Origin of the sequence: Rodentibacter trehalosifermentans, assembly GCF_002000545.1 — a bacterium.
GTDB lineage: Bacteria > Pseudomonadota > Gammaproteobacteria > Enterobacterales > Pasteurellaceae > Rodentibacter > Rodentibacter trehalosifermentans.
Genome location: NZ_MLHL01000071.1, coordinates 1 through 26,022 on the forward strand (window position 1 = coordinate 1; position 26,022 = coordinate 26,022).

At 36.6% G+C, this 26,022-nt stretch carries 29 protein-coding genes; 23 read left to right on the plus strand and 6 right to left on the minus strand.

Translation table 11 applies throughout. The features are described from left to right. Positions 1–134: 134 nt before the first annotated feature. A complete protein-coding gene (locus BKK52_RS11475) occupies positions 135–677 on the minus strand; it encodes a hypothetical protein (RefSeq protein ID WP_077478735.1) in 543 nt (180 codons plus the stop codon). After that, on the minus strand, positions 670–1,329 hold the full coding sequence (locus BKK52_RS11480; protein ID WP_077478736.1) for a ParA family protein: 660 nt from the start codon (positions 1,327–1,329) through the stop codon (positions 670–672). The genes BKK52_RS11475 and BKK52_RS11480 overlap by 8 nt, the downstream gene beginning before the upstream one ends. A gap of 1,115 nt (positions 1,330–2,444) precedes the next feature. Between BKK52_RS11480 and BKK52_RS11485 the strand changes: the two genes are divergently transcribed. The 19 genes from BKK52_RS11485 to BKK52_RS11565 all read left to right on the plus strand — a co-directional run bounded on the left by BKK52_RS11485 (position 2,445) and on the right by BKK52_RS11565 (position 18,342). After that, complete coding sequence (locus BKK52_RS11485) at positions 2,445–2,684, plus strand: hypothetical protein (protein WP_077478737.1); 240 nt, start codon at positions 2,445–2,447, stop codon at positions 2,682–2,684. Continuing rightward, a complete protein-coding gene (locus tag BKK52_RS11490) occupies positions 2,677–3,015 on the plus strand; it encodes a hypothetical protein (RefSeq protein ID WP_077478738.1) in 339 nt (112 codons plus the stop codon). The genes BKK52_RS11485 and BKK52_RS11490 overlap by 8 nt, the downstream gene beginning before the upstream one ends. A 114-nt stretch (positions 3,016–3,129) precedes the next feature. Next, positions 3,130–3,807, plus strand: a complete 678-nt coding sequence (locus BKK52_RS11495) for a lytic transglycosylase domain-containing protein (RefSeq protein WP_077478739.1) — start codon at positions 3,130–3,132, stop codon at positions 3,805–3,807. Positions 3,808–3,824: 17 nt separating this feature from the next. After that, positions 3,825–4,133: a conjugal transfer protein TraC gene (locus BKK52_RS11500; RefSeq protein ID WP_208606162.1), complete on the plus strand. Its 309-nt coding sequence runs from the start codon at positions 3,825–3,827 to the stop codon at positions 4,131–4,133. Positions 4,134–4,193: 60 nt separating this feature from the next. Beyond that, the gene (locus BKK52_RS11505; RefSeq protein ID WP_244160249.1) at positions 4,194–4,553 is read left to right on the plus strand and encodes a conjugal transfer protein TraD; all 360 of its coding nucleotides are present in this window, start codon (positions 4,194–4,196) and stop codon (positions 4,551–4,553) included. Beyond that, entirely contained in the window at positions 4,525–6,939 is a 2,415-nt protein-coding gene (locus BKK52_RS11510) for a VirB4 family type IV secretion/conjugal transfer ATPase (RefSeq protein WP_077478740.1), read from the plus strand. The genes BKK52_RS11505 and BKK52_RS11510 overlap by 29 nt, the downstream gene beginning before the upstream one ends. Before the next feature lie 21 nt (positions 6,940–6,960). Then, positions 6,961–7,644: a type IV secretion system protein gene (locus BKK52_RS11515; protein ID WP_077478741.1), complete on the plus strand. Its 684-nt coding sequence runs from the start codon at positions 6,961–6,963 to the stop codon at positions 7,642–7,644. Between the two features lie 11 nt (positions 7,645–7,655). Then, complete coding sequence (locus BKK52_RS11520) at positions 7,656–8,687, plus strand: TrbL/VirB6 family protein (protein WP_077478742.1); 1,032 nt, start codon at positions 7,656–7,658, stop codon at positions 8,685–8,687. Positions 8,688–8,689: 2 nt separating this feature from the next. Next, a complete protein-coding gene (locus BKK52_RS13560) occupies positions 8,690–8,827 on the plus strand; it encodes a putative periplasmic lipoprotein (protein WP_158076050.1) in 138 nt (45 codons plus the stop codon). 14 nt (positions 8,828–8,841) lie between these two features. Further along, positions 8,842–9,627 carry a VirB8 family type IV secretion system protein gene (locus BKK52_RS11525; protein ID WP_077478743.1) on the plus strand — a complete coding sequence of 262 codons (786 nt, stop codon included), beginning with the start codon at positions 8,842–8,844 and terminating at the stop codon, positions 9,625–9,627. Positions 9,628–9,629: 2 nt separating this feature from the next. Further along, the gene (locus tag BKK52_RS11530) at positions 9,630–10,397 is read left to right on the plus strand and encodes a TrbG/VirB9 family P-type conjugative transfer protein (RefSeq protein WP_244160250.1); all 768 of its coding nucleotides are present in this window, start codon (positions 9,630–9,632) and stop codon (positions 10,395–10,397) included. Next, a complete protein-coding gene (virB10, locus tag BKK52_RS11535; RefSeq protein WP_077478745.1) occupies positions 10,390–11,553 on the plus strand; it encodes a type IV secretion system protein VirB10 in 1,164 nt (387 codons plus the stop codon). The genes BKK52_RS11530 and virB10 overlap by 8 nt, the downstream gene beginning before the upstream one ends. A 10-nt stretch (positions 11,554–11,563) precedes the next feature. Further along, positions 11,564–12,604 carry a P-type DNA transfer ATPase VirB11 gene (virB11, locus tag BKK52_RS11540; RefSeq protein ID WP_208606163.1) on the plus strand — a complete coding sequence of 347 codons (1,041 nt, stop codon included), beginning with the start codon at positions 11,564–11,566 and terminating at the stop codon, positions 12,602–12,604. Beyond that, the gene (locus BKK52_RS11545; protein ID WP_077478746.1) at positions 12,597–14,423 is read left to right on the plus strand and encodes a type IV secretory system conjugative DNA transfer family protein; all 1,827 of its coding nucleotides are present in this window, start codon (positions 12,597–12,599) and stop codon (positions 14,421–14,423) included. Before virB11 ends, BKK52_RS11545 begins: the two co-directional genes overlap by 8 nt. Further along, the gene (locus BKK52_RS11550; RefSeq protein WP_077478747.1) at positions 14,424–14,933 is read left to right on the plus strand and encodes a TrbM/KikA/MpfK family conjugal transfer protein; all 510 of its coding nucleotides are present in this window, start codon (positions 14,424–14,426) and stop codon (positions 14,931–14,933) included. It abuts the gene before it with no gap. Beyond that, positions 14,923–15,096 (plus strand): hypothetical protein, encoded by a 174-nt coding sequence (locus BKK52_RS13565; protein WP_158076051.1) that lies wholly within the window; start codon positions 14,923–14,925, stop codon positions 15,094–15,096. The genes BKK52_RS11550 and BKK52_RS13565 overlap by 11 nt, the downstream gene beginning before the upstream one ends. 2 nt (positions 15,097–15,098) lie before the next feature. Beyond that, positions 15,099–15,527: a single-stranded DNA-binding protein gene (locus BKK52_RS11555; RefSeq protein WP_077478748.1), complete on the plus strand. Its 429-nt coding sequence runs from the start codon at positions 15,099–15,101 to the stop codon at positions 15,525–15,527. Positions 15,528–15,661: 134 nt separating this feature from the next. After that, positions 15,662–16,063 (plus strand): hypothetical protein, encoded by a 402-nt coding sequence (locus tag BKK52_RS11560; RefSeq protein WP_077478749.1) that lies wholly within the window; start codon positions 15,662–15,664, stop codon positions 16,061–16,063. Positions 16,064–16,077: 14 nt separating this feature from the next. After that, positions 16,078–18,342 (plus strand): DNA topoisomerase 3, encoded by a 2,265-nt coding sequence (locus BKK52_RS11565; protein ID WP_077478750.1) that lies wholly within the window; start codon positions 16,078–16,080, stop codon positions 18,340–18,342. A 100-nt stretch (positions 18,343–18,442) separates the two neighbouring features. Here BKK52_RS11565 and BKK52_RS11570 read toward each other — a convergent pair whose 3' ends face one another. Both BKK52_RS11570 and BKK52_RS11575 read right to left on the minus strand, forming a co-directional pair. Next, positions 18,443–21,787: an LPD7 domain-containing protein gene (locus BKK52_RS11570; protein WP_077478751.1), complete on the minus strand. Its 3,345-nt coding sequence runs from the start codon at positions 21,785–21,787 to the stop codon at positions 18,443–18,445. After that, on the minus strand, positions 21,777–22,133 hold the full coding sequence (locus BKK52_RS11575) for a plasmid mobilization protein (protein ID WP_077478752.1): 357 nt from the start codon (positions 22,131–22,133) through the stop codon (positions 21,777–21,779). Before BKK52_RS11575 ends, BKK52_RS11570 begins: the two co-directional genes overlap by 11 nt. A gap of 376 nt (positions 22,134–22,509) precedes the next feature. On the opposite strand from BKK52_RS11575, the gene BKK52_RS11580 reads away from it, so the two are divergent. The 4 genes from BKK52_RS11580 to BKK52_RS11595 all read left to right on the plus strand — a co-directional run bounded on the left by BKK52_RS11580 (position 22,510) and on the right by BKK52_RS11595 (position 24,869). After that, entirely contained in the window at positions 22,510–22,941 is a 432-nt protein-coding gene (locus BKK52_RS11580; protein WP_077478753.1) for a hypothetical protein, read from the plus strand. A 12-nt stretch (positions 22,942–22,953) separates the two neighbouring features. Beyond that, the gene (locus tag BKK52_RS11585; RefSeq protein ID WP_077478754.1) at positions 22,954–23,694 is read left to right on the plus strand and encodes a nucleotide-binding protein; all 741 of its coding nucleotides are present in this window, start codon (positions 22,954–22,956) and stop codon (positions 23,692–23,694) included. Between the two features lie 70 nt (positions 23,695–23,764). Continuing rightward, positions 23,765–24,544 carry a hypothetical protein gene (locus tag BKK52_RS11590; protein WP_077478755.1) on the plus strand — a complete coding sequence of 260 codons (780 nt, stop codon included), beginning with the start codon at positions 23,765–23,767 and terminating at the stop codon, positions 24,542–24,544. 1 nt (position 24,545) lies between these two features. Then, positions 24,546–24,869, plus strand: coding sequence for a hypothetical protein (locus BKK52_RS11595; protein ID WP_077478756.1), 324 nt, complete (start codon positions 24,546–24,548; stop codon positions 24,867–24,869). A 246-nt stretch (positions 24,870–25,115) separates the two neighbouring features. Here BKK52_RS11595 and BKK52_RS11600 read toward each other — a convergent pair whose 3' ends face one another. Together BKK52_RS11600 and BKK52_RS11605 are read right to left on the minus strand one after the other, a co-directional pair. Next, a complete protein-coding gene (locus BKK52_RS11600) occupies positions 25,116–25,370 on the minus strand; it encodes a hypothetical protein (RefSeq protein WP_077478757.1) in 255 nt (84 codons plus the stop codon). A gap of 184 nt (positions 25,371–25,554) precedes the next feature. Continuing rightward, positions 25,555–25,989 (minus strand): hypothetical protein, encoded by a 435-nt coding sequence (locus tag BKK52_RS11605; protein WP_077478758.1) that lies wholly within the window; start codon positions 25,987–25,989, stop codon positions 25,555–25,557. Positions 25,990–26,022 lie beyond the last annotated feature (33 nt).

Here is a 26,022-nt window from a genome sequence, read left to right on the forward strand (position 1 = left end):
ACCCGACCAACGGGAGGGAAAGCCCCAAAAGCTATCGCCCTACGCCTAACGGCTTCGGTTGCTGAACTAAAAAAGAGGTATCAAAAGACTGCGCTATTTGATACCTCTTTTTCAGTTTACATTTTATCTGTCATTTAATTAGCAAAGGCTTGATATTTTGAAATGTCTTCACCGAGATAGTTTTTCATATAATTGAGTAAATACAACAACACAACGCCTTTTAGCTTGATCTTATAGCCCATATCCTTGTAAGTTTCGGATAGGGTTTTCAAGCTCGAATGCGAGTCTAAGACGCGTTGAAATTGAACTCTAATACCATTTTTCTTGTTATAAACAAGTGTAGAGTATTCAAATAAAAATTCAGCAGAAAGCGGTTTAAATTTTGCAAACAATAGGCTTTTCCAAACAAGATCACCCAATCGTTCGCCCGTTTTTTCAACCAATTCATTAAAAAATTCAGCTTGTTCAGGCGCAACCGATAACGTAATTTGCACGCGATCAGCCGGATTTTTTTCTTCGCCTTTGCGCGGTCTGCCGCGTTTTGCCGGCTTAAAATCTTCAACTTTGCTGATTTTAGTTTTTTCTATTGATTCAACGTGATTATGCGGTTTGATATTACCGTTATTCGCTTTTTTAATAAAGCTCATTTTTTTTTCGGTCAAATCTAACTTAGCCATCAATTTTACCTCCGAAAATAAATGAAATTATACTTGCAATTTCATCTCTTGATTTGTTCTTGCGACCATCAAAACAGCTCAAGCCCTCGCCATAACTTGTTTTAAGTACCTTTCTATCAAAAACAAAATACGGTATAACCTGGAAAGATTTTCCGTAAGTCAATTCAATAAATTGACAAAGATTTGAATAAGTATCGCTCGTTTCCTGATCTTTTGAATGCGTAGAACATTCATTCAACAAATAAAACAATGTCAGTTTAGGATTAAATTCAATCGCCTCATTCACAATTTTGCTATGTATTGGAATTGTATCGAGTGCCGCCGTTGTTGGTTGTAATGGAGAAATCACAATATCAGCCATTGAAAGCAACTCACGACCAATTTCAGTATCAGCTCCAGCAGAATCAACAAAAATATAATCGTATTCTTTTTTATTTTCAGTCAAAAATGATAAGTCAGCCTCAAGCATATCAAAATCAAGTGATTGAAAATTGTTGAAGCGGCGAGTAGCCCAATTTTCAATACTTCCTTGTGGATCACAATCCATTGCTGCTATTTTTTTTGTTTTCGCCATTGCACAAACAAATTGAGTAAGCAACGTTGATTTCCCTACGCCACCTTTTACACTATCAAACAAAACAATTTTACCCATTTTAAAATCCTCCTAAGATTGGTAACAGGTAGTAATTGAAAAGAAGTATAGCAGAATTAAGTTTAATTGCAAGTAAAAAAGAAATAAAAAATAAAATTATTTATTGTATTAAAATCCAATGCAACTCATCATTTAGCTTTTAATCAGCTAATTCTTTCTTAATTTTCTTTTTTTTTTGATTAAATCTATTTAACTATAAGTAAAACGATCATTATGTATAAAAAGGATCCTCCCATATAGCAGACTTGGAAGATTAGGCAGAGTTTAGGTAATACTCGCCCTAAGCCTATACATTTCTGTTATAGACTTAGTGCGTACCTAAAAAAACGTTTGCTCATTGCATTTAGCATACCCGGAGCCGACCCGCTTTCATCTAGGAGGCGATCAGATATATTTCCTCGCCCTGTTGAGATTACGGCAATATAACCGCACAGCACGTTCTCAACCGCTATTTCTCGCCGACACTGCATTCAAGGTTTCCCAATATAAATGCGCTGCACTCGATAAAATAACCACTCGTAACGTTCTAATTTGCTGTTTCCGCTGGTATTAGATTATAAGATTGATTGCCAGTGACACTTATTCCTACCACCCAATCAAAATATGATTAAGTGCTAGTTAAGACTTTGAAGAGAGGCGTAAGCCTTTTGGTGATTCTAATTAAATTTACTTCGCGATAAATTTAATGCGACCGCAAAATTTTAAGTACTTTTTAACTGAAAGTGCTTGCATATAAGACACAAATCAGTATAATTACATCTGAAATTTCGCAGTTAGACCCTTTCAAAATCTTTTAACTGCACCGTGTTTAAAACGTTGGTAGCGTTCCAAACACAAGGAAAAAAGCTCGCATTCGCGGGCTTTTTTTCTATCTACATTTCTGTAAATAGACCGGCAAATCATCGTACCGGTTGCGAATTTGCAAGGATCTTACCCCTATTCACTTCAAAGATCAAGATTATTTGATTTATACCCCACAAAATTTATAATTCCCCCTCTTTTTTTCCTTGTTTTTTGCTAGAATATCTAGGCTATTATGCCTATAAAGGGTAAAAAAACAAATTTATGATATACATATGTAAAGTATATTGCATTTTAGCCACAGGAGAAATAAAATGGCAATCAAGAAAAGACCCGAGGCAACGACGTTTAGAGTTGCAGGAACGCGTAAAACAATGAGCGAATCTCTTGCAGTAGCGATAGCTCAAGAGTGCGGTCGCCCAATCAAAGTGAGTGATGTTTTAAACTTTGTTTTGGACAAATACTTAACTCCCTCCATCGTTGATGAATTTGTGGAAAACGAACTGAGAAAGAAAATGGAAAGAGCAGAGAAGAAGGAAATCAAAAATGGTTAAGTTAGAAAATGTGTTAAAAAGTGCGGTTGTGGTTGGTATTGCAGCATTATCTTTAACGGCGTGTAAAGAAGAGGCTAAAGATTATAGCGGATCTTACTATTACAATGATAAAGGGTATGAGAATGTAATTACATTCAAACCGACAGGAAACGGAAATGAATATCAAATAACGTACTCTAGACCTAAACTCGTTATTTTTGCAAATGTTAATTCTGAAAATGATGGCGTTTATTACACCAAAAATAATCAACTTGTAGGAAAATTTAAAAAAGATGGTAACTACATTCTTTTAACCGCCTCAGGTGAAGAACACCTATATATCAAACACTAATTTTAATATTTTATTTAGCAAGATAGTAACGTTTTTTTATGAATAAAAAAACGCCTAGAACATTGTATACAATGTTGTCGAAAATGTCAATTATTTATTATAAATCAATAAGTTATGGCTTTATTAACTACAAAAATATTACTTGGTTTATTCGCTCAATGTGCACCAGATGTTGCACCGGAAACTTTACATACTGTAATTGGTGTTGAAAGCAGTCGTAATCCTTATGCAATCGCAGTGGTTTATGATCGCAATGTGAAAGAGGAAGATAAATTCAAGTTTAAGCAGCCTCAATCAGAAGAAGACGCATTACAAACTATTGCTAAGTTGGAGAATCACCCGACAAAACACCGTAGTTACTCTGTGGGTTTAATGCAAGTAAATAGCAAAAACTTTGCTGAATACGGTATGAATAAGTCGAATATGTTCCAGGCGTGCAAAAACATTGAAGCCGGAGCTGGTATATTTAAAGCCTGTTATGCGTCAGCACAAAAAAACAATCCCAACAAACCGGAACAAGATTTATTACGTCTAGCGGCGTCTTGCTACTATTCAGGCAATGAGATTCGAGGATTTAAAAAAGAGAAAGACGGTTCTTCTTATGTTGATCGTATCAACAAATCCGCAGTAAAGACTTATAAAGTTCCGGCTATCAAGCCTTTGATTGAATCTGATAATTCAGGTTCTTCATCAAATGAGGTTGCTGTTCAACAAACAACCTCAATTCAAGCCCCTCAAACTCCGCCCCCTCCAGCTAAACCGTGGGACGTGTTTGGGGATTTCAGAAGATAAACTTAAGGAAAACGTATATGACCTTAACTCAAAAACAACAAAGTGCATTAAATGTAATAGCGATTATTGCTATTGCTGCATTTTTCTTTTTTATCCCTAGTGCTTATGCCGGCGGTTTAGATGCCGCAACAGATAAAGCCAATGAAGTCAAAATCTGGCTCTATGGTTTTATCCTTGTTGCGACAATTCTTTACGCTATGTACTGCATAATTATGGCACTCATGCACCGCGGTTCGTGGGCTGACGTAGCAATGGCATTTGTTTATGGAGCAATCGCCGGCGGAATTGTAAAAGGTATCGAGTGGGCGCAAAAGATTTTTGCATAAAAATCATATTCAAGGTAAATGAAATGTTTACCTTGAATACTTAATAAAAAGGAGCCTCTAGTGGAAGAAAAATATCCATCATTTAACGGTATGAATAGACCCGCCGTTGTTAAGGTAATTGGTACGCCACTTATGCCAACATTGATTTTAGGCGGTATAAGTGTTTTTGCTGTAATGATAGCTAATTTCTATGAAATGACAACTTATGCGCTACCGATTCCTATTATTAGTTTTGTTTACCTATTTTTTCTAAAAATTGCTTGTGAAGATAATCCGAATGCGCTTGCACAAATTAAATGGCAAATCCGTGCGTTCTTTATCAAGCTCTTTCAAGGTAACAATAAAGTAATTTGCTTATCAAGCGATGATGATTTAAGACGAGAAAAATACAATGCGCGCCGACAATTTAAAAAATGTTAGTTCAATTAAGAATTTATTGCCTGACTATCGCAATAATATCAATGAATATGTAATTACGGCTCAAGATAAAATGATTTTCACGCTTGAGCTAACGGGTACATCTCATACCTCTGTTTCAGACAAAACATTATATAGCTACTTTGCAAGTCTTGATGACTTTTTCTTGAACCTTGGCAAAGAATACGTCGGAAATTTAGGCGTATGGACGCACATTGTTAAGAAAAAAGCGCATTTCGACAAAGACTATCAATTTGAATCACCATTCGTTCAGAATCTTGTTGATACTTACCTCACAACATTTAAGAACGACCACAATAATTTTTATAACACGCATTACTATATTACGTTTGTGCTGAAATACAGCGATATTAACGATGGATTAGCAAAATGCGATTCTATCGCAGAGTTATCAAGCACAATGATTAAGCGTTACAACGGCACAATCCTAAAGATCGTTGATATTAACGAAAGTGTTAGCCTTTGTCAGAATAATGAATTTTTATCCTACTTGCTGAATTTAAATGAAGTCAAATTACCGCTAAATGATGAAGAAGTAATTGATTCAATTTGTGATAGCGACTGGTTTTTTAACTATGATTTTTTTGAAGTACGTTCAAAATCAAGCACACGATCAAAATATGGCACAGCTTACCTGTTAAAAGGTTATCCGGCAGAAACGCAAGCCGGAATGTGGGATTTTTTATTAGAGCTGCCGTATGAATTTATTTTATCACAGTCATTTATTTTCACGACTTCACAAAAGACAATTAACCAAATTGACCGTCAAATAAACCGCTTAGATTCTGCCGGCGATAATGCCGAGCGTGAACTTGAAGAACTTGAAATGGCGCAAGCCTTTCTTAGCACCGGTGAAATTACGTTTGGCGATTATCAAGCAGCAATGCTTATTTTTGGCAATACCGCAAAAGAAGCAGTGCAAAATGGTTCACGCGTGATTTCAGCCTTTACTGATAAAGGCTTAGGTGCTCGTTGGTCACGCGCAACATTGGATTCAATGTTTGCATTTTTAAGCATAATGCCAGGTTCAAAATATCGCCCGGTAAATAGTGCAAGAGCTAGTACATCTCTTTCTTGTGGTTTTTCTCTTCATAACTTTTTCAGCGGAAAGGCTGAATACAACCCGCTTGGTGATGGTTCAGCAATTATGCCAATAAAAACGCCAACGCAAGGCTTATATTATTTGAATACACATTACTCCGAATTGGACAAAAATGTGATTGGACAAATGATTGCCGGACACTTTTTAATTTTAGGTGCAACAAGTACAGGTAAAACAACGTTTGAAGCAATGTTTGTCGCCTTTTTACAGCGTTTTAACCCTCAATTATTTGTGGTTGATTATAAACGTTCCACAGAGCTTTATGTGCGAGCTTACGGCGGAACTTACTTCACACTTGAAAGCGGTGTTCCTACGGGATTAAATCCATTCCAATTAGAAGAAAATGCAAGCCCGGCATTACTTCAATTTCTATATCAGTTTGTTGCAAGCTGCGCGAAAGACTATCGCGGATTAGTTTCAGATATGGAGTATCTTGATATTAAAAATGCCGTGGACGCGGTTATGCTTTTACCACTAGAACAACGTCGTTTTAGTTTAGTGTTACAAAGTATTCCGACAAGTTCAGAGCTTTATGCCCGTTTAGCGCGGTGGTGCTATTTAACAGATGGCGATTTAGCCTGGACGGTTGATAGTCCAAAAAACTTATTTAATCCTTATGAGTTTGACAAAATTGGTTTTGATACGACTGTTATTTTGGAAACCAAAAATCACCCTGCAACAGAGCCTATTTTAGCGATCTTACTTTTCTATAAAAACTTAATGAAAAAATCAGGTCGTCGTTTGCTTACCATAGTTGAGGAGTTCTATATGCCTTGTAATTACCCAACAACGCAAGAAATGATCAAACAAACATTAAAAACGGGGCGTTTAACCGGTGAATTTATTGGACTTGTATCACAATCTCCAGCTGATGCGATTCAATGTAAAATTTTTTCAGCGATTGTAGAGCAAACGCCAACGAAAATTATGTTGCCAAATCCAGATGGTGTTTATGATGATGAAATGATTGGTTATAAACGCGTAGGATTAACAGAAAAAGACTTTGCTATTCTTTCTAGTTTAGATAAAGAAAGTCGCAAAATGCTTGTTAAACAAGGAGTTTATTCGACCTTACTACACTTTGATTTAAGTCATTGTAGCGAATTTTTCCCGATTATTTCTGGTACAACAGAAGGGCAAATTGAGTGTGAAAAAATTCGTCAAATCTACGGCGATAATCCGAATGATTGGATTGAGCCATTCTTAGCAAGAATGAAACAAAAACGCTTTGAACAAGCAAATGGCAAACCAACAGAATCAATTTAATTAACTCAATGGAGATTTAATATGAAAAACGTTATCAAACCGACTTTAATCGCGCTCACAATAGCATTCGCTGCAAGTCAATCTTTTGCAAGCGGAATCCCTACCGTTGATGGTGCTACACTTTCTGCGATTGTATCAGGCGATATGCAAAAACTTATGCAATTACAACAACAATTACAGGCTGCACAAACACAAATTCAGCAATACCGCGATTTTGCAAACGACACAAAACGTCGATTAGAGGGAAATATGGGAATCGCTGATTTATTAAGAGGGGATTCATTTTTAAATTCCATTCCAGATTTAACTAATGATGTGATTAGCTTAACTGGCGAAAGTCTTTCGCAATTACGCGAATCTTACGGTTTAATATCCGATAATCCGGAAGTTCAAAAGCAGTTTGATAAGCTCATTTCTTATACCGATTTTTCTAAAAAATATCTGAAAAAAATCGAAAGCCGAATCAAAAATTTAGACAATTTAAAAGTTTTGGCTGATTCCGCTCAAACGCCGGCACAAAAGCAAGACGTGGCGAATAAATTAGCGATTGAAAAACTGCGTTACGATCAAGAACAGCTTGCAATGAGTGAAGTCGAAAAACGTTTTGAACGCAATTTAGATTTAAAGAATCAGCAACTAATTGAAGAGCATAAAAAATTAAGAGAAAAAGGAATTTCAGATTATAAAGCTAAATTTGGATATTAAGAGAGGAAGTTATGTCGTCCTTTGTATCTGTTCTTTATACAGAAATAGTAAATGCTTTTAGTAGTCAAACTGCAACAATGGCAACAAATTTCGCAAATAAAGTCCAACCATTATATGTCGCTTGTGTAGGACTTTATGTTGTATGGGTCATTTATAAAATAAACAATCAAGGAGGCGTGGTGCTAATGGATATTATGAATCAAGTAGCTTTGATTGTTTTGGTTGGCGCATTTTCGTTCGGAGGTAGTTACTATACAGATTCTATAATTCCTTTTGTTCAAAATTCAGGAGATGAGTTAGCAAAAGCCATTGGAGGGAAAGGAACATCAAATAGTGTAGATACAATAGATGCTATTGTTAAAGCATTTGATAATGCGCTTTTGCCTTATTATAAAGAGTGGGAAGAAATAGGAATCCTAGATAAATTAAATAGTACGTTAAGAATCGGATTATCAATTATCATTCTTGAAGCGTGCAAACTAATTTTTTCTATTGCGATTGCCGTAAACCTTATTCTCGCCAAAATAATGGTAAATCTTCTCTTAAGCGTTGGTATTCTCTTTGTTGGTTTCGCTTTATTTCCATCAACAAGAGATATGTTTAAATCGTTTACAGGGCTTTGTTTAAATTACATTTTATTAAATGCGTTATATTCCGCTGCAGTTATTATGATATGTAAATTCCTTGAAAATAGATTAGGAGGAGTAAACGGTGCACCTGTTGATTACGTTTCAATTTTGGTTGGTACGTTAATTATAGTCTTTGCGCTTAATCAAATCCCTACCTTAGTTTCTTCACTAACCGGTGGCGTTGGAATTAGTCCATTTACTGCCGGAGGTATGTTTGGTGCTGCTGCCGGTTTAATGAGAATGGGATTAAGAGGTGCAGGCGGATTATTTAGACGTGATGGGGCAACTAGAAATTTCTTTCAGGGAAGACGTTCTGCAACACAAAAAGGAGAAGGTACGGACAGTTTGCCTAAGCGTTGGAAAAAACGCATAGACGCAGTGAAAAATATAGGAAAAGGTAAAGCCGGAGCTTAATTATGAAAAAACTCATTTTAATTATTACAACAAGCATTCTTTTAGCGGCGTGTTCATCGCCCCCTAAAGTAAAAGAACCGTCGGGCAAATGGATTCAAATCAATAATCCGCAACACTATCAAGAAAATAACACAATCTAAGGGAGTTTAACTTTATGGCGTGGTTAAATAAAAAAGCCAAAAATGAAAATAAAGACTTAATTTTATCCGAGAAGAAGTCTGAAACTGAACATATCGAATCCGGAAAAGAACGACAAGAATTAAGTAAAAAAACGCGCGAACATTTAGATAATAAGAAAAAATATGAAACTGATCGCATTCAATTTTATAAAACAATGGGGCGCGTTAGTTTAGGGGTTGGCGCAGTTGGTGCGGTGATAGGGCTTGCCGGGGTTGTTGCGGTTGCCGGACTTACGCCATTAAAAAGCTCCGAACCTTTTGTATTACGCGTTGATAATAATACTGGTGCAGTTGATATTGTACAGCCAATTTCAGACTCACAATCTACAACATACGGTGAAGTAGTAGATAAGTACTGGTTGGCTCAATATGTTATCGAACGAGAATCATACGATTGGCAGCTCATTCAAAATTCCTTTGACCGAGTAAAATTGATGAGCGTGCCAAACGTATTTAGTGAATATAGTGCTTATATTACTAGCACAAAATCCCCTGTAAATACCTTCAAAGAAGATAAAAAAGTTCGCGTGGAAGTATTATCCGTGTCATTTATCAACAATATCGGGCAAGTCCGTTTTTCTAAAACGGTATTAGATGCAAACGGACAACCTGATACAGTTTATCCCGTTACAAATTGGCTTGCAACGATCTCTTTTGACTATAAAAAAGAGATTAAGTTAGAAAAAGATCGACGTTCAAATCCGTTAGGATTTGAAACAACAAGCTATCGCGTGGATTCTGAAAACATCAGAGGGCAATAATAATGAAAAAATTTTTAGTTGCCGCATTAAGTTTATGTGTGATTGCGCCTTTAGCTTATGGCGAAGCTGCGCCTAAAGGTACGGCATACGATAAACGCATTAAAAACATTACTTACAATCCTGATAATGTTACTCGAATCAACGTCGCTACGGGAATTGCAACCCTGATCCAATTTAGCCCGAGTGAGTTTGTGTCAGCCGATGACGGCGGTATTGCTATTGGCGATCCTCAAGCGTGGGACGCCAATCTAAAAGCAAATAACTTGTGGATTCGTCCGGTTGCGATTGAGCCTGATACAAATATGGTCGTTGTTACCAATAAACGAACTTATCAATTTAATTTGCGTAGTGTGAGAAATAAAAACGCCGCCGATTGGTCTGTTCGTTTTAATTACCCTGAAAATAAAAGCCAAAAGAATGCTTATCAAGCAAGACCTTGTTCCGGTACGGTGCAAAATTATCGCTATTTTGCACAAGGCGATAAAGATTTGTTCCCGGTGGAAGCCTGGGATAATGGTTTATTTACTTGTATGAGAATTAGACCAGGTTCAGATATGCCGGCGGTTTTCAAAAAATTACCGGACGGCAAAGAGGGATTAGTCAATTCTCACGTTGAGAACGATTATATCGTAATTCACGAAGTGAATCCGGAATTTAGATTGCGCTTAGGCGATCTTGTTGCTGGTGTGAAAACAGATAGATTAAGACCACAATCTGCGAACATCACAGGAACAACCAACGGAAAAGTAAGGGAGATTATCAATGAGTAACGATAACAAAGGACAAATTACCTCACTTGATGAAGGCAATGCGAATTTAAATCGTAACATCATTGAGGACGGCGTACCGCGCAAGAAGAATGTTCAAAATTTAATTAACGGTATATTAGCTTTGGCTGCCGTGGCGATTGTTGGCGCGCTAGGTGCTTTTTATATTATGCCGGATCAATCCGAAGAAGCACAGGCACAAATTAAGCAAGATGAAGCGTTAGTCACGAAACAATCTAACGACGCGTCGCTTGCCGATATTATGGCGAATATCAAGGAAAAAGAAGAGGTTGAACGCCGTCGCCGTGAACGTGAAGAGCAAGAACGGTTACGCCGAGAACAAGAAGAGCGTGATCGTCTTGCGCGTGAAGCACGACAAAAACAAGAAGTTCAAGCAGCGGTCGCTCAAACGACCGCGCAACCTGCGACTCAACAAAAAGATGATCGTGATTCTCCTGAAAAACGGAAATTAGAGGGAGTAGGTTTACTTAACTTATCGAGCAAAGGAAGAAATAGCGAAAATGCAAATGGATTGTCAGATAGATTAGTCGGTGGCACTTATGCCAACGGCTCAACAAGACAATTACGCAATCGTGAATTGTTATTGATTCACGGCACGCAAATTCCTTGTGTATTACAAACAAGATTAGTGACCGACAACCCGAGCATTTTAATTTGCCAGGTAACAAAACCAATCTATTCAGCTGATGGTTCAACTTTATTGATTGAACGCGGAAGTAAGGTATTTGGCGAACAAAAAAACGCCATTATCACAGGTCAAAATATGGCATTTGTAAACTGGTCTGAAATTGATACGCCGAACGGCATTCGCATTCGTATTGATAGCTTAGGCACAGATAGTTTAGGTGCAAGTGGAATTGATGTATGGGTTGATGAAAAATGGGGTAAACGTTTCGGTGGCGCAATCCTACTTTCATTCATTCAAGACGCATTAGCCACAGGCTCACAAATAGCCTCAAGAAATAACAATAATAATGTTGTTTATGACAATAGCGAACGTAATACAGGACGAATGGCTGAAATTGCACTTGAAAACAGTATCAACATTCAACCGACAGGCTATGCGAATCAAGGGCAGTTAGTAAACATTTTGGTTGCACGCGATGTTGATTTTTCCGATGTGTATAGTGTGAAGTAGGAGCGAAAAAATGGAAGAAATATCAATGATTGATCGCTCCACCGTTGCACGTTCTTTACTGAAAAAAGTCGGTATTCAAAAATTTTTGGATATGGACGGAATAACAGAGGTAGCAGTTAATCAAGGCGGAACGATCTTTTTTGAACGCGGTAACGGTTGGGAATACGAAGACGCACCGGAAACGAATTACAAAAATTTGAAAGCCCTTGCTGATACGCTCACCGTATTTAGTGGATTACATAATACGTTAGACGCAACAAATCCGATTGCGTCGGTTGTATTACCTGATGGCGAACGGGGGCAGATTATTACCGCCCCGGCAACAGAAGCAAATACGATTTCATTTACTTTGCGAAAACCCTCAAAAAGCCGATTCACTCTTGAGGATTATCAAAATTCAGGGCGATTTAGCAAAATCAAGGAAGCCGAAGCCTATCAAAAAGGTTCGATTCCAGATTATATGCAAGAAATGAAAAAATGCCAAAAAACGGGTGATTATGCCCGTTTCTTTAAAATCGCCGCAGAACATTATTTAAATGTTATTGCGGTCGGTGGTACGGGTTCAGGTAAAACGACGTTCGCGAAAACTTACGCAGACTTGTTTCCGCGTGATCGCCGAATTATCACGCTCGAAGACGTTCACGAGCTATCTTTACCTTATCATAAAAACCATTTGCATTTATTTTTTGATTCAGATTATCAAAAAACCGGCGGTATTAGTCCTAAGGAACTCATTAAGTCTGCAATGCGAATGAAACCGGATCACTTGTTTTTAACGGAGTTACGGGGCGATGAAACCTGGAACTATTTTGAAGCCCTCAATACCGGTCATAGTGGAAGTATTACGTCCACACACGCCAACGACACAAGGGCAACCATTCCGCGCTTAACTACGCTTGTTATGCAGTCTGATATAGGGAAAGTATTAGGCGAAGCCTATATACAAAAAACGTTAAGTACGTCACTAGATGTGATTTGTTACTTTGAAAAGACTTATATGACAGAGCTTTTATTTGAGCCAGAGAAAAAATTGGAATTGCTTTATGGTTAATTCAATTAGTAAAAAGCAAGTATTTGTGATTTTAGGCGTAGCACTTCTTCTATGTTTCGGAACCGCATTTTTAGGAAGCTATGTCGCCGGAAAATTAGCGTATATGTGGTTGGATATAACCGCAGAGCCAATACTAAAAACTATTTTTGAGCTTACGCCTTACTTAGAAATTCCTGATATTCCGGCATTTTCAAAAATTAAAATCATTGGTGCTTGTGCAGCCGGTGTATTCGTTGCCATTTTTCCGCTCCTTTTTGCCGTTATTATCCTTATTGGGCTAAGAGGCAAAGAAGAGTTACACGGTTCAGCTCGTTTTGCAACAGATCTCGAAGTAAAAAAATCTGGCTTACTTGCAACGGCAAAAGAGCGTAAAAAAAATGCTTATCCGTCTGTATTGATTGGGAAATACAAAAACCAGTTTATGTATTTTTCCGGGCAACAATTTATTTATTTAGCCGCGCCAACGCGTTCAGGTAAAGGGGTTGGTATCGTAATTCCTAACCTTTTGACTTACGAAGATAGTGTGGTAGTTGTCGATATTAAATTTGAAAACTTTGAATTTTCTGCTGGTTTCAGAGAACAACAAGGGCAAGAGGTTTTTTTATTCTCACCGGACGGCTACGAAAAAGACGGCAAATTACTCACTCACCGTTACAATCCATTGCACTATGTAAGACGAGATCCGCACTATCGAGATGGCGATATACGCCGCATTTTTGCAAGTATATTTCCATCAAAACCAGGCGATCCTTGGAATGATTTAGCAGCTAACTTTGCTTGCGGTATGACGGCTTATTTAATGGACATTGAAGCCCATCAAAAAGAAAAAGGTTTAGCCGTTGAGACGCCGACTTTCTCAAAATTGGTCGAACTCGGAGGATTAAAAGGTGGTTATTTAGGCGTAATGAATCGCGCAATTCAAGATCACGAAGATAAGCGATTGAAATTATCAGAAGCGTGTCTTGCTGAATTTAATAAATTCATCAAATTGCACGATAAAGGTCAGCAATCTGTTTTAATGAGCTTTTACGCGGAAATGAACCTTTACAATAACCCGACGTGTCGCTCGGCTATGAGCGGTAATGACTTTGATTTTGCAGATTTACGCAAAAAGAGAATGTCAATCTACGTCGGTTTAACGCCAAATGGTTTAATCACTTATTCTAAATTGATTAACTTATTCTTTTCCCAGTTGATTATGGCAAATACTCAAGTTTTACCGGGTAAAAATGCGCCAGATTTGAAATATCAAGTTTTATTAGTCCTTGATGAATTTCCAGCGTTAAAAGAGGTAAACATTCTTGCCGACGCAATAGGCTTTACTGCCGGTTATGGTGTCCGTTATTTGCTTATTGTGCAAGATCATTCGCAAATCGAAGCAATATACGGCAAAGAACGTGCAAATAATATCCGTAAGAACTGTGCCGTGCAGCTCATTTACCCGCCTAAAGAGGTTGATGAACAAACGAAAAGAATTAGTGAAACACTAGGGAATAAGACGGTAACGCGCAAACAGACAAGTTATACCTATTCAGGCGGTAAGCGCAGCCGTAGTGTTAGCCCTAAAGAGGATCCGCGCCCTTTAATGTTACCGCAAGAAATTGTGGAACTAGGCGAAAAAACGCACAAAGGCATAGCCCTCAAAGAAATCGTTCTAATGGAAAAAGTGCGCCCATTTATCGCAGATAAAATCATTTACTTTGATGAACCTGTCTTAAATGAACGCAAAGAATTTTCACTAGAGCATATTCCGGCAATTCCGGAGATGAAATTTGATTTAATCACCCCAAAACCAACAACCACAACCGAGGAAAATTAAATGAAAAAAACAATGACAAAATTAAGTATTGTTGCAGCACTTTTTGCTGCCTCAAATACTTTTGCACAAGATTTTCAGCCTCAAGGTGCTGATGATCTTTTAACTGGCGACACACGTTTAGCTTGTGAAGCGATTTTATGTTTATCTAGCAGTTCACGCCCGAGTGAATGCGCAACGTCGCTTAAAAAGTATTACAGTTTACGCGCAAAAAAATGGCACCAAACAGTTACAAAAAGAAAAAACTTTTTGAAACTTTGCCCAGCCTCAAATGAGGTCAATATAGACAAAATCGCAAATAGCCGTAGTGCTTGTGATCGCTCAAGAGGCTTATTTAGTTCAAGAAACCTTGATAGATGTTTAGATAAAGATACAAATAAACTCATTGCTCAAGGCTACGATAAGGAATATCAAAAAGCGATTGATGACGCAACAGCGAAACACAAAAAAGCAATGGAGGCAATGAATATCAAAACCAACGAACCCCCTATTGGAGAACAAAATGGAAACTGAATTATTAACGATAAGTAATTATCTTAGAATTATTGCGGTACTGCTTTTTGCGATTTTGATTGTGCTGGCTTGCCTCATTTTTAAGCCTAATTCTCAAATAGCAAAACGAGCAACAATAACGTATTCACCAGGTACAGATAGTAGTAAACCCAAAGGAGATTAAAAATGGCTTATTCTTTAAATCAAGTAACTTTACTTGGTAACGTTGGCAGCGATCCTGAAATTAAACAGTTTTCAGATGGCTCTTTAGTCGCAAAATTGACTTTGGCGACCACTCATAGCTACAAGCCTAAAGATAGTGATGAATGGGTTGAAACGGTCGATTGGCACACAATTCAGGCTTACGGCAGCCAAGCTAAAACGATAGCAAGCTATGTTCGTAAAGGGCATAAACTCGAAATAGTAGGGCAGCTCAAAAACAATAATTATACGGACGATAAAAGCGTAAAACATTACGGCTATTATGTCCGGGTAGAAAAACTCATTTTACTTGAAAAATTGAGTGGAAAATTAGCTGAATTACCAATTAAAGAAATTCAAGACTCAAAACCAGCGGAAGCTGAAGATAATGACGGCAATGACTTGCCATTCTAAACCTAACGCCCGATCTAATTATCGGGCTTATTTTTAATAAGGTAAAAATATGCAATTAGAAATTTGGCAAACCTTTGTTGATGATAATAGAGCTATATACGGCTAAAAAAATTTTTTAAAAGGCAGGGGTAATTATGAATTTGAATGAACAACAAGCAATTAATACATTAAGACTACTATTTTGTGCAACAAATGATGACTTTGTGAAAGCCTTAATTCTAAGAATAGGGGAAGAATCAGAACATCAAATTATTAACCATTTGTCTAACAGTTGTTGGGGCGATGACATTCAAAATTTTTATGACATAGATAGCGTACGTTCAACGCTTATCAAAGAATTTGATTTTGTCATTGATAAACGCCAACAAAAAAGAATAAAAAACAGGACACTAAAACGAGCCAAAAAATTTACAAAATGGTATTCAACAGAGGGAAAATCCCTTATTCAAGCAATACCTGATGATAACGACGATGAATTTTTAAAAATGATAGAACAAGATATTTTATCTATAGAAAACAATGAGCCTATAAAATAAAGGAAACTTTAATAATGAAATTAGTCATTGCAGAAAAACCTCAACTAGGCGCAATCATCGCTGAAGCTATTGGAATTATTAGCCGTAAAAATGGTTACATTGAATGTAAGTATGATTATTGTGTTACCTGGGCAGTAGGTCATATTTTGGAAATTAAAAAACCTGGAGAAGTCAATCCTAACTATGAAAAATGGCAAGAGGAAGATTTACCGTTAAAAGTTCGCCCACTTCAACTAAAACCATCGCCAGATAAGGCAGATCAATTCAAAATTGTGGAATCGCTTTTGAGTAAAGCGGACAGCGTAGTCAATGCCGGCGATCCTGATGATGAAGGTCAGCTCTTAATTCAAGAGATTCTTGAATATACTCACTATAAAGGCAAGGTAAAACGTCTATTATTAAACGATATAAACGTTGAAGCAGCCAAAAAAGCAATGCAAGATTTAAGAGATAACGCCGACTTTCAAGGTATGTACAAAAAAGCCCTAGCGCGCTCACAGGCGGACTATTTATTTGGCTTGAACCTAACTCGCGCTTATACGCTTGCTGCCCGTAAAAAAGGGATTCAGAGCGTTTATAGCGTAGGGAGAGTACAAACGCCTGTATTAGGTCTCATTGTTCGACGTTGGGAAGCTAACAAAACACATAAAGAGAGCTATTATTACAACCTTAGCGGTGATTTTATTTTTCAAGCACAAAAACTGAATGCTAAGTTAGTGATTAACGATAAAGTAAGCGTTCAAGATGATGATGAAGACAAAAAAGAAAAACGAATTACTGATGAATCGGTAGTAAAAGGCATTATTGCCGCGTGCAAAGATCAATCTGCAACTATTCTAAATAGCACAGTTGAAGCAAGAAGAACGCTTGCTCCCCTCCCTTTTGCCTTACTCGATTTACAAGCTAAAGCAAATGAAAAATACGGCTTTTCGGCTGATGAAACTCTTAACATTACGCAAAGTTTACGCGAAAAACACCGCGCCATAACTTACAACCGTTCTGATTGCCGCTATTTGACAACAGAACAATTTGAAGACGCGCCGAAAACACTTGATTTTCTCGCTAAACATATTCCTGATTTGCCGTTTAACAACGCAGATCGGACACAAAAAAGCCGTGCCTTTAATGATAAAAAAGTGAGTGCGCATACAGGGATTATCCCGGTAGTTTCCGGAAAATCAGATTTTTCGCTTGAAAGTATGACAGACAAGGAAAGAAAAATTTACCTTGAAATTGTGCAACAGTATTTGATCCAATTTTTACCAGAGAAAAAATTTGATTTTGCAGCGGTTACGATTTTATGTAATGAATATGAATTTAAAGCCACGGCAAGCAAAATAACCGATTACGGCTGGTCTAAATTAGTGCCGGACGATTCCGGCGAAAGTGAAGATCACTCACAGTTTTTATTGTTATCACAATTACAATCGAATAACAAGGGAAATTGTGAAAATATCAACGTACAAAAAGAGAAAACGAAACCACTTCCGCTTTATACTGACGCAACATTATTGAGAGATTTACAACGCGTTGCAAAATACGTCGAAAACCCAACATTACGAAAAATCTTGATTGAAAAAGATAAAGGTAGAGAGGGGGAAAATGGCGGAATAGGAACACCGGCGACGCGTTCGGGCATTATTAAAAATCTTTTTGACCGCGAATTTATCGCTTATCAGAGTAAAAAGATTGTACCAACACAAAAGGGATATGATTTTATTAAAGCCTTGCCAAAAATCATTACTGTACCCGATACAACCGCACTTTGGTTTGAGCAACAGCTCGACATCGAACAAGGAAAATTAAGTGTTGATGAATTTTTAGACGGTATAGAAAAATTTATTAAAGAGCAAGTTGAATTATCCTCGAATATCAAACTTGAGCTAAAAGGCGAAAAATGTAAAGTATGTAAAAGCGGCGTGATAGTATTACGTCGCGCGAAAGAATCAGGCAATATGTTTTTTTGTTGCTCAAATTATCCAAACTGCAAAACATTTGTTGCTGCATTAGGCAACGTGCCTGCGCCTCAATGCCCTTATTGCCACGGTCAATTTAGGGTAAATAGTAAAGCGATTTCGTGCGAATGCGGCTTTACTTTATGGCGTACTATTGCACAAAAAGAGCTGACTGATACACAAATTTTAGCCTTATTAACCAAAGGGAAAACAGGCAAAATTAAAGGCTTTATTAGTCCTAAAACAGGCAATACATTTGAGGCTAAATTAGCCTTAACGAAAGAAAAGAAAGTTACATTTGAGTTTGATAAAGCAAAAAAATAAGCTACCGCCCTCCGCCTAACGGCTCCAGTTGCTCAACTAAAAAAGAGGTATCAAAAGACTGCGCTATTTGACACCTCTTTTTCAGTTCACATTTTAAAAATTACCGCTCAAATTCTTGTTCTTTGGCTTTCTCCGCTTGAATTTCTTTACCTGTTGCGTCCAATTTCATATCCATAGGGCGCAATCCCCCGTTATCGTTGATAAAGCCTTTTTTAATTTGAGAATCTGAAATACCTTTCAAATCAGGGTGGTTTCTCAGGACTTCCAACGCTTGAGGATCATTTTTAATTGCCGTCGCCGGTGTTACTCCATTGACTTTAATTTTGAATAATTCTTGACCTGTTTTTTCATTACGTTTGAACTCAAATTTAACATCATACGTTTTCACGGTCTGATTAGTTGTAATTTGTTCTGATTGCAGTTGAGTTTTTTCTTGAGAAACCTCTTGAGATTTTATTTCAGGTTGGGTATTTGCAAGGTCATTTTCTGTTGGTTGTTTAATTGAAGTAACTTCCTCTGTTTTAGTTTGAACATTTTCTTTTTCAGGTAAAGCCTGTTGAGCGTCATTTGTTACCGCCCCAGCATTTTGTTCAAGTTTTAGTTCATCACGGCGTTTCATTAACTGATTTTGCATTTCAGCATTTTTGAAGGTAACAGGAAGATTATTCGCCGCTGCGACCTCAATTACCATTGATTTAAACTCTTTACTCCCCTTAACGTTTAAATCATTACCATATCGATCAACAGCTAATTCAAGGAAAACTTTTACATTTTCCGGATTCTGCATATCTTTTGAAATTAACATTTGTGAACCAGTATCGGTAAACAGGGTTTTGCCATCTTCTAAGCGTTTATAAGCAATATCGCCGTTTTCACGTTTAGAAATACCGATATTATTTAACTTCATCACTTCGTCCATTGAACGATTAAAGAATTGCGTTTGTTGTTTAACTTGCTCTACTTGTTGTTGAGTAAGCGCGCTTCTTGTCGCTTGAGCTGATTGCGCTGCTTGTTGGGCTTGCTGTTCTCTTAATAATTCTTTTTGAACGCGGCGAACTTGCGCAAAGTTTTCAGTAAAGCTGATCTCTTGTTTGGCTGATGAAATTTGCCCCATTTCGCTATTTGGACTAAATAAATTTGAGGCTCTATCCATTACGTTTTGGCTTAAAAGACCCATTTCTAAACTCCTTAATGCTGTGTCTGAATATCCACTTTGCTGAAAGTGAATTTTAGCGTCATTTAAATACTGATTTATTTCACTCTCAAAAGCGGTGATCCGTTCCTGGCGTTGCATAGCTCTGAAAGAAGCTATCGCAAGTTCTTGGTTACGGACTTTTTGGCTAGTAAAACGGCTGTAAATCCGTTTTTTTTCTAGTCGGTATAAATTACGGTTCTCAACATTCATATTTTGAAGCACTAATTTGAAATCTTTTTCAAATCGACGTGATTCAGATACAAAGGCTTTAATGTTCCGCGCTATTTGTTGGCTAGTGAGTTTTTCTTGATTGATGTGTTTATTGGTTTGGTTTGAATAAACCAACAATAAAACTGAACTAGCCTCTTTCCAACTAAGATTTAAATGTTTGGTTAGAAAATCCGATGCGTTAAGATTGCGTTTATTTACGCGAAAACGCGGGCTACCGTCTTTCGCATAGCCAATGCTATACCTATTAGGGTTTATAGCATAAACACGCTCTAAATGGCTTAAAAACGCTTTAGGATCGATTTTCTGCCTTATTTCCCTAAATTTCTCAATATCAGACTGATAAGCTCGCACGTCATTCTGACTTTTGGCTAATTGAGAAAGGGAATTTGATTCACTAAATCGGGAACTTTGCTTACTCTTTTTCTGTAATGCCTCCTCGTATTCTTCAAATGGCGTTTTTATCGGGATATAGTATTCATCACGATTAAATATAGTGCGATCATAGCTTTGTGTCGGTAAACCGCGCGAGACAAGCATAAAATGCGATTTTCGCGCATTTATGGAATCACTATATCCTCGTCGGGAAATATCACTGTATCGCCCTCGAATGTTGGCTCCTCTGATATTTCCGGAATAAAATTCGCTTCTTCCGGCATTTGCTTGGTACGTCGAATTTCCTCTACTCTCTCCCCGTCCCCGGCTGCCTGATTCAAGGCTTTGAATAGCCCCTCGATTCCCTCGTTTTGCTGTTCCATCATTGCTTGCTCCGCTTGAATCATTCCGTCGCATAGCGGAATCGTTACCGGTTTGCCCGTTTCGTAAATGATTGAATTCATCTTTGGACAAAACACCTTGAGTTCTGTCGCGGTTTTGGTTTTCTCCGTAAACCACATTGCCAATAGACAAACCTGGCACGCCGACGGCATATCGGGAAGCAGCTTGCTGTTTTCCTCCTTGATTGCTAATAATGTCGGACTGAGAATTTCCCTCCCGTCCTCTCGATTGAAAATGTCTTGACTGCTCAAGTTGGTATTTTCTTGCATATTGCTTTTCTCTCTCGTTTAATAATTCTGCTCGCCGTGAATCGGTAGCTTGCGCATACTCTTTCCGAAAATTAGACGCAGCAGAATGAACATATTTCACTTCGCGACTAACTCTATTTTGCCATTCCTGAACGCCTTTTATAGCCTGTTCCGGCGTTGGTTTTGTATAAGGTAAAGTTTTATTCACAATAAAACTTTCCGAAAATGCGACGTGATTTAAATTTGTGAATTTTTTATCATCACCAATTTTTACGGCAAAGTATTGATTAGACTTGCCGGCATTTCTTACTTTTACCTCGCCCACGTCAGAAAGCCTTGCTTGAAATTCATCAAGCGTATTGATTTTGCCCTTAGCAATATCATCAATAAGCTGCAATTTCAGTTCTTGCTGCTTTTGTCCAAAAAAGTCGCCTTTAACCCTAGAAAGTACGTTTGCATAGTGCATATCGCCTTTTCTAACGTTATCTTTAGGACTTTCAAGGTTATATTTATAATTCAAATGTTCTTGAATTGAATCTAAATAACGCTCGTGTAGCTCGACTAATCCAACGGGGGAAAGTTTTTTTTGAGAAACTAAATTGACCTCGGGAATAACAATATGAATATGAGACTTTCGCTCAATAGATTCACCCGTTCTATTATCTGTAACCTGTTTAATTTTTGGCAAATGCGCTTCTGCATAAAAATTATATTCATCTTCCGAATATGCAGATAATAATAAACTACGATAATCATCAACAAGGCTTTGCATTTTTTCAAAACTCATTTCATCTTCTTTAAAAGATAATGTTATATGCAAATAACGTTCTTGTCCTTTATCTTGAATTGACTGAATAATGTTATTAGTAAACTCAAGATCACCTTGCAAGACTAATCGCTGATCTAATTCAGATCGGGAAAACATTCGCCCTTGCTTCATACCATTTTCAAGATATTCAGCAATGCCGTTATTTCCCCCTCCGTATCTAACTATCATCTTTCAATGTATTCTTTAATAAGACTTGTATATTTATCAAAAGATTTATTGCCTTTTTATATAAATCTTCTGAAATATGACCTGATTTGAACGCATAATTAAATGAACGCGCCAACTGATTTAAATTATTACCTGATTTATTAACTATGCGTAAAATGTTATAATAATCTACTGGTTTAGATTCATTAAAAATGATATTTACATCTTTTTGTTTTGATAAAAATAACTCTCTAAAAAATTCAGAGGCTTTTTTATCACTTTTATTTAAGAGTTCTTCAAAAGGTTTATATTGTTCTTCTGTCAAGCGGAAACTTATAACCTTTGATTTATTTTTCGCTTCTGCCATAACTTCATCTATCTATAAGCTCGTAGAGATTCAAAAAATGCGGCAAGTTCCGCTCGGTTTTCTCACAAAATCCCGTAGGGATAAACTAGCCCGTAAGGGCGTTGGGGTTTGAAAGGGTTCCCCCTTTCGCACGGTCGATTTTACAATGGTGCTTGCACTTTGTAAACATCGCTGTCGTGCCTGTAAATTTATTACAATAAATAACAGAAAGCATATAGAAACCATAAATAAACCAAAAAGAAAGCACACAGAAACCAAAGAAAAGCAAAAAGAAAGCACATAGAAACCATAAAAAAAGCAAAAAGAAAGCAAATTTTGTTTGACTATGCTTTTTTTATGAAATAAACTACAAACAGCTAACGTAATGAGGCAACAAATGGAAAACGACTACATAGCGGAAAAACTGAATACGCTCAAAAAAGAGATTGAAAACCGTCCTAACAAGATCCAGTACTCTATTGACATCCACATAAAAGATTTAAATGAATGCGTAAATAGAAGATATTCTTTACAAGATATTTTCAATTATCTTTTTAATGACGAAAAGCAAGTAACATTTAAATACTTTAAAAATATGCTTTATAGAGCAAGAAAAAGATTAACTAGAAAAACAGGAGGAAATAACCAACCAGAAAAATTGATTAAAACCCAACCTAAAACGGCTCACCCCGTAAAAAAACACAATCTTTTTTCAATTCTTGATGAACAAGAAGATAAAAAAGAATTGCACGATAATAGAAGCGATAAACAAGCCGTAGAAGATAGATTTGCTCGTTTATTAGCTGAAAAAGAAAAACAAAACAAATAAGGCGTATTTAAAATGAATAATAGCATTAACATTGTATTACAAGGTAAAGGTGGCGTAGGAAAATCATTTATTTCTTCAATGCTCGCACAATACTTTTTAGATTATAAAAAAATTGATTTAGTTGGCGCAGATACTGACCCCGTAAATAAATCATTTGCAAGTTTTGAACGAATTAACGCATACCCAATCGAAATTTTAAAAAATGGCGCAATTATCCAATCAAAATTTGATAACATTTTTGAATTGATGGTAAATGAAGAAAATAAAACATTCGTTATTGATAATGGTGCTTCTACGTTTGTTCCAATGATGAAATATATTGAAGATAACGGTATTATTGATTTGTTTGATGAATTAGATAGACCTGTTTTTATTCATACTGTAATTGTCGGCGGACAATCGCAAAGTGATACTTTACAAGGTTTAGCTAGTCTTTATGAATTAGTAAAAAATTCTAAAAACGTGAAATTGATTATTTGGTTAAACGAATTTCAGGGAGATGTTGAAATCTCCAATACACAGAAGAAAGTTGTTGCAGATAAAACAGCCGGGGTAATTAAAGTCGTAAATCGTGATTCTGACGCATTTACTACAGACTTAGAAAAAATGACAAAATCACGTTTGACCCTTGTAGAAGCTCTTCAAGATAGTAATTTTGGCTTAATGGCGAAAAACCGTTTAAAACGTATATTTAACGACGTTTACGAACAGTTAGATCCTATCTTTAATGAATCACAATCTAACGCAGAATAATGAAAAGGGCGATAATATCGCCCTTTTTTGAACTGGCTTAAGGAAAGCCCCAAAAACAAAAGGAGCTATTATGGAACTTGAAAATCAAATTGAGCCTGTTATCCAGGAAACAACCGATTTAATCGACTTACAAACAAAAATTGAAGATACTCGAGAAGAAACCAAAAAACATTTATCACTTAATGATGAAGAATTTGATCAGCTTATCAAAAATTTCATTATTGATTGCTTCGCCAAATTACACATAAAAATCTCAACCGATGATCCAATTCTTGCTGTGATTTTGTCGCAAAAAAACGTGATGGAATACTACTCTACTTTAATCACTGAATCATTACACGCAATCCCAAAACAAATAGGCGATGTAATCGACGCAAAATTACAAGAAAAGTTAGATGAACTTAGTGCCGGGATAGGAAAAGCCTTAGAAGTAATAGATGACGCCGGAACAGAAATGCACACGGCGTTTTCAAAATCAGTTTTAGACTTAAACAATCAAGTTATAACAAGCCTTGATTCATTTTCTAATAAAAAAATTGAGGAAATAAAAAAATCTTTTGAAAGTGCTCCCCCCTCAAAATCACAAGTAAAATCAAAAGTATTAAACAAATCAAAAAATCCATTATTATGGGGTTTATTAACAGGACTAACAATCATAAACACTGCCGTATCAGGCTTTATCCTCACAAATCTCAAACAACCCGAAACAAGTAAAGAAACGGCATATCAAGTCGGCTTGTATAAAGGCTTTGAAGAAGTGAAAAAGGTTGCGCCAAAAGAGGCTGATAAAATTCAAAAAATTATTATCAGTAACATTGATAATGAGTTGAAATCCCAAAAAGGCAAGTAAAATGCAAAGTATTTACATATATATTTTAGCAATTTTTTTTAACATTATCGCCATAGGTCTTATTTACGTTTTATGGGTAATTTGCTACAAGAGAAACAATAAAAAGCTACTTTTTATAAGTTTAGGTTGTACTGCTTTAATAGAAATTATTTTTATTGAGTTGCCATTATATGTAAACAAACTGATTTTAAGTGTTCTGTTTTCCTATATTGCGTGGAAAATTCTCAACGAATACGCAAACAGAATACATAAAGAAATGGTAACAGAAAGACTGGAATCTATGCGTCCTAGTTATAAGAAATTTGCTATTAAGGATAAAAAGTAAACTACGCTCGAAACCAATAGAAAGGGTGCGGCATATAATGCCGCACCCTTTCGCATATTGAAGCCCCCTTAATGGGGGCAAAATATGCCAGGCAAAACATAGTGAGGAGAAAAATCTAAGCCTTGCCCTTAAAACGTAACCGTATAATAGCACGCCTTAAAAATAAATAAAAGTAAAAAAACATTTATTTTTACTATTTTTTTACGAAATAAAAAAGCCCCCTTTTAGGGGGCTTTGATTATTTGACTAAATAAACAAGATTTCTCTTTTGCTTAACTGCTCAATAACAAAATCACTTTGCGGGGTAGGCTTTAAATAAGCCAATACCACAAATAATAATTTCTGATGGCTATTCAATTTTACAAAAGTTTGATAAGCCTTTGTATAAGATAAAATTTCCGTCCACTCATACCCTTTAAAGGCTTGAGATTTCATTCTTACCTTTTTCTCAAAAGAGTAAATTAAGGCTTCCGCATATTGTTTTGTAGTCAATACTGTCATTTTTAAATCCTCATAAGATTTTATTTTAACTTGCCACTTTTGGCATATCGTTAAACGGTAAGATTTAGCAATCGTTCCCGCTTAACTTGAGCATATAATAGCAAATTCAAAACAAAATTACAAGTAAAAAACAAATTATTTTTAAACTTTTTTCTTAATTAAAAGAGGGTTTCCCCTCTTTTAATTAAAGCCCCACTCTTTTCAAAAGCTCTTTTCTCAATTTCCCAACAGGTTGAGGGGTAAAGTGCAAATCAAGCTCAATATAAGGCGATCTGAACAATTCAGGTAGGCTGATATAGCCTAGTTCAGGAAAGCAAATATAGCCCAATCCAAAGGCTTGATTTTGCCCGTCCTCAATGTCTTTTTCTGTGATGTAAAAATCACACGCCCCCCCAAAATAGTGAAGAATAGCAAGGGCATTTTCTCCTTGCCCGTCGGTTTCATAAGTACTAGGCATTGATTCAATTTTTTGAGCGATTGAATCGATCAGCTCGCAAACATAAGAAGATTCCTCACTTGCAAGAAGTGATTTCAATACGTCCGCTTGAGCTTTAGGGAAAAATTGAGAGTGAGTTTTTAATTGATTTTCAGCTTTTTGAATTGCTGTTACATTGAACATAAATTACCTCATTTAGGTATAAAGAAAAGACTA

Coding starts and splice junctions, on each gene's coding strand:
- BKK52_RS11475 (WP_077478735.1), bottom strand. CDS start 677: ATGGCTAAGTTAGATTTGACCGAAAAAAAAATGAGCTTTATTAAAAAA.
- BKK52_RS11480 (WP_077478736.1), bottom strand. CDS start 1,329: ATGGGTAAAATTGTTTTGTTTGATAGTGTAAAAGGTGGCGTAGGGAAA.
- BKK52_RS11485 (WP_077478737.1), top strand. CDS start 2,445: ATGGCAATCAAGAAAAGACCCGAGGCAACGACGTTTAGAGTTGCAGGA.
- BKK52_RS11490 (WP_077478738.1), top strand. CDS start 2,677: ATGGTTAAGTTAGAAAATGTGTTAAAAAGTGCGGTTGTGGTTGGTATT.
- BKK52_RS11495 (WP_077478739.1), top strand. CDS start 3,130: ATGGCTTTATTAACTACAAAAATATTACTTGGTTTATTCGCTCAATGT.
- BKK52_RS11500 (WP_208606162.1), top strand. CDS start 3,825: ATGACCTTAACTCAAAAACAACAAAGTGCATTAAATGTAATAGCGATT.
- BKK52_RS11510 (WP_077478740.1), top strand. CDS start 4,525: ATGCGCGCCGACAATTTAAAAAATGTTAGTTCAATTAAGAATTTATTG.
- BKK52_RS11515 (WP_077478741.1), top strand. CDS start 6,961: ATGAAAAACGTTATCAAACCGACTTTAATCGCGCTCACAATAGCATTC.
- BKK52_RS11520 (WP_077478742.1), top strand. CDS start 7,656: ATGTCGTCCTTTGTATCTGTTCTTTATACAGAAATAGTAAATGCTTTT.
- BKK52_RS13560 (WP_158076050.1), top strand. CDS start 8,690: ATGAAAAAACTCATTTTAATTATTACAACAAGCATTCTTTTAGCGGCG.
- BKK52_RS11525 (WP_077478743.1), top strand. CDS start 8,842: ATGGCGTGGTTAAATAAAAAAGCCAAAAATGAAAATAAAGACTTAATT.
- BKK52_RS11530 (WP_244160250.1), top strand. CDS start 9,630: ATGAAAAAATTTTTAGTTGCCGCATTAAGTTTATGTGTGATTGCGCCT.
- virB10 (WP_077478745.1), top strand. CDS start 10,390: ATGAGTAACGATAACAAAGGACAAATTACCTCACTTGATGAAGGCAAT.
- virB11 (WP_208606163.1), top strand. CDS start 11,564: ATGGAAGAAATATCAATGATTGATCGCTCCACCGTTGCACGTTCTTTA.
- BKK52_RS11545 (WP_077478746.1), top strand. CDS start 12,597: ATGGTTAATTCAATTAGTAAAAAGCAAGTATTTGTGATTTTAGGCGTA.
- BKK52_RS11550 (WP_077478747.1), top strand. CDS start 14,424: ATGAAAAAAACAATGACAAAATTAAGTATTGTTGCAGCACTTTTTGCT.
- BKK52_RS13565 (WP_158076051.1), top strand. CDS start 14,923: ATGGAAACTGAATTATTAACGATAAGTAATTATCTTAGAATTATTGCG.
- BKK52_RS11555 (WP_077478748.1), top strand. CDS start 15,099: ATGGCTTATTCTTTAAATCAAGTAACTTTACTTGGTAACGTTGGCAGC.
- BKK52_RS11560 (WP_077478749.1), top strand. CDS start 15,662: ATGAATTTGAATGAACAACAAGCAATTAATACATTAAGACTACTATTT.
- BKK52_RS11565 (WP_077478750.1), top strand. CDS start 16,078: ATGAAATTAGTCATTGCAGAAAAACCTCAACTAGGCGCAATCATCGCT.
- BKK52_RS11570 (WP_077478751.1), bottom strand. CDS start 21,787: ATGATAGTTAGATACGGAGGGGGAAATAACGGCATTGCTGAATATCTT.
- BKK52_RS11575 (WP_077478752.1), bottom strand. CDS start 22,133: ATGGCAGAAGCGAAAAATAAATCAAAGGTTATAAGTTTCCGCTTGACA.
- BKK52_RS11580 (WP_077478753.1), top strand. CDS start 22,510: ATGGAAAACGACTACATAGCGGAAAAACTGAATACGCTCAAAAAAGAG.
- BKK52_RS11585 (WP_077478754.1), top strand. CDS start 22,954: ATGAATAATAGCATTAACATTGTATTACAAGGTAAAGGTGGCGTAGGA.
- BKK52_RS11590 (WP_077478755.1), top strand. CDS start 23,765: ATGGAACTTGAAAATCAAATTGAGCCTGTTATCCAGGAAACAACCGAT.
- BKK52_RS11595 (WP_077478756.1), top strand. CDS start 24,546: ATGCAAAGTATTTACATATATATTTTAGCAATTTTTTTTAACATTATC.
- BKK52_RS11600 (WP_077478757.1), bottom strand. CDS start 25,370: ATGACAGTATTGACTACAAAACAATATGCGGAAGCCTTAATTTACTCT.
- BKK52_RS11605 (WP_077478758.1), bottom strand. CDS start 25,989: ATGTTCAATGTAACAGCAATTCAAAAAGCTGAAAATCAATTAAAAACT.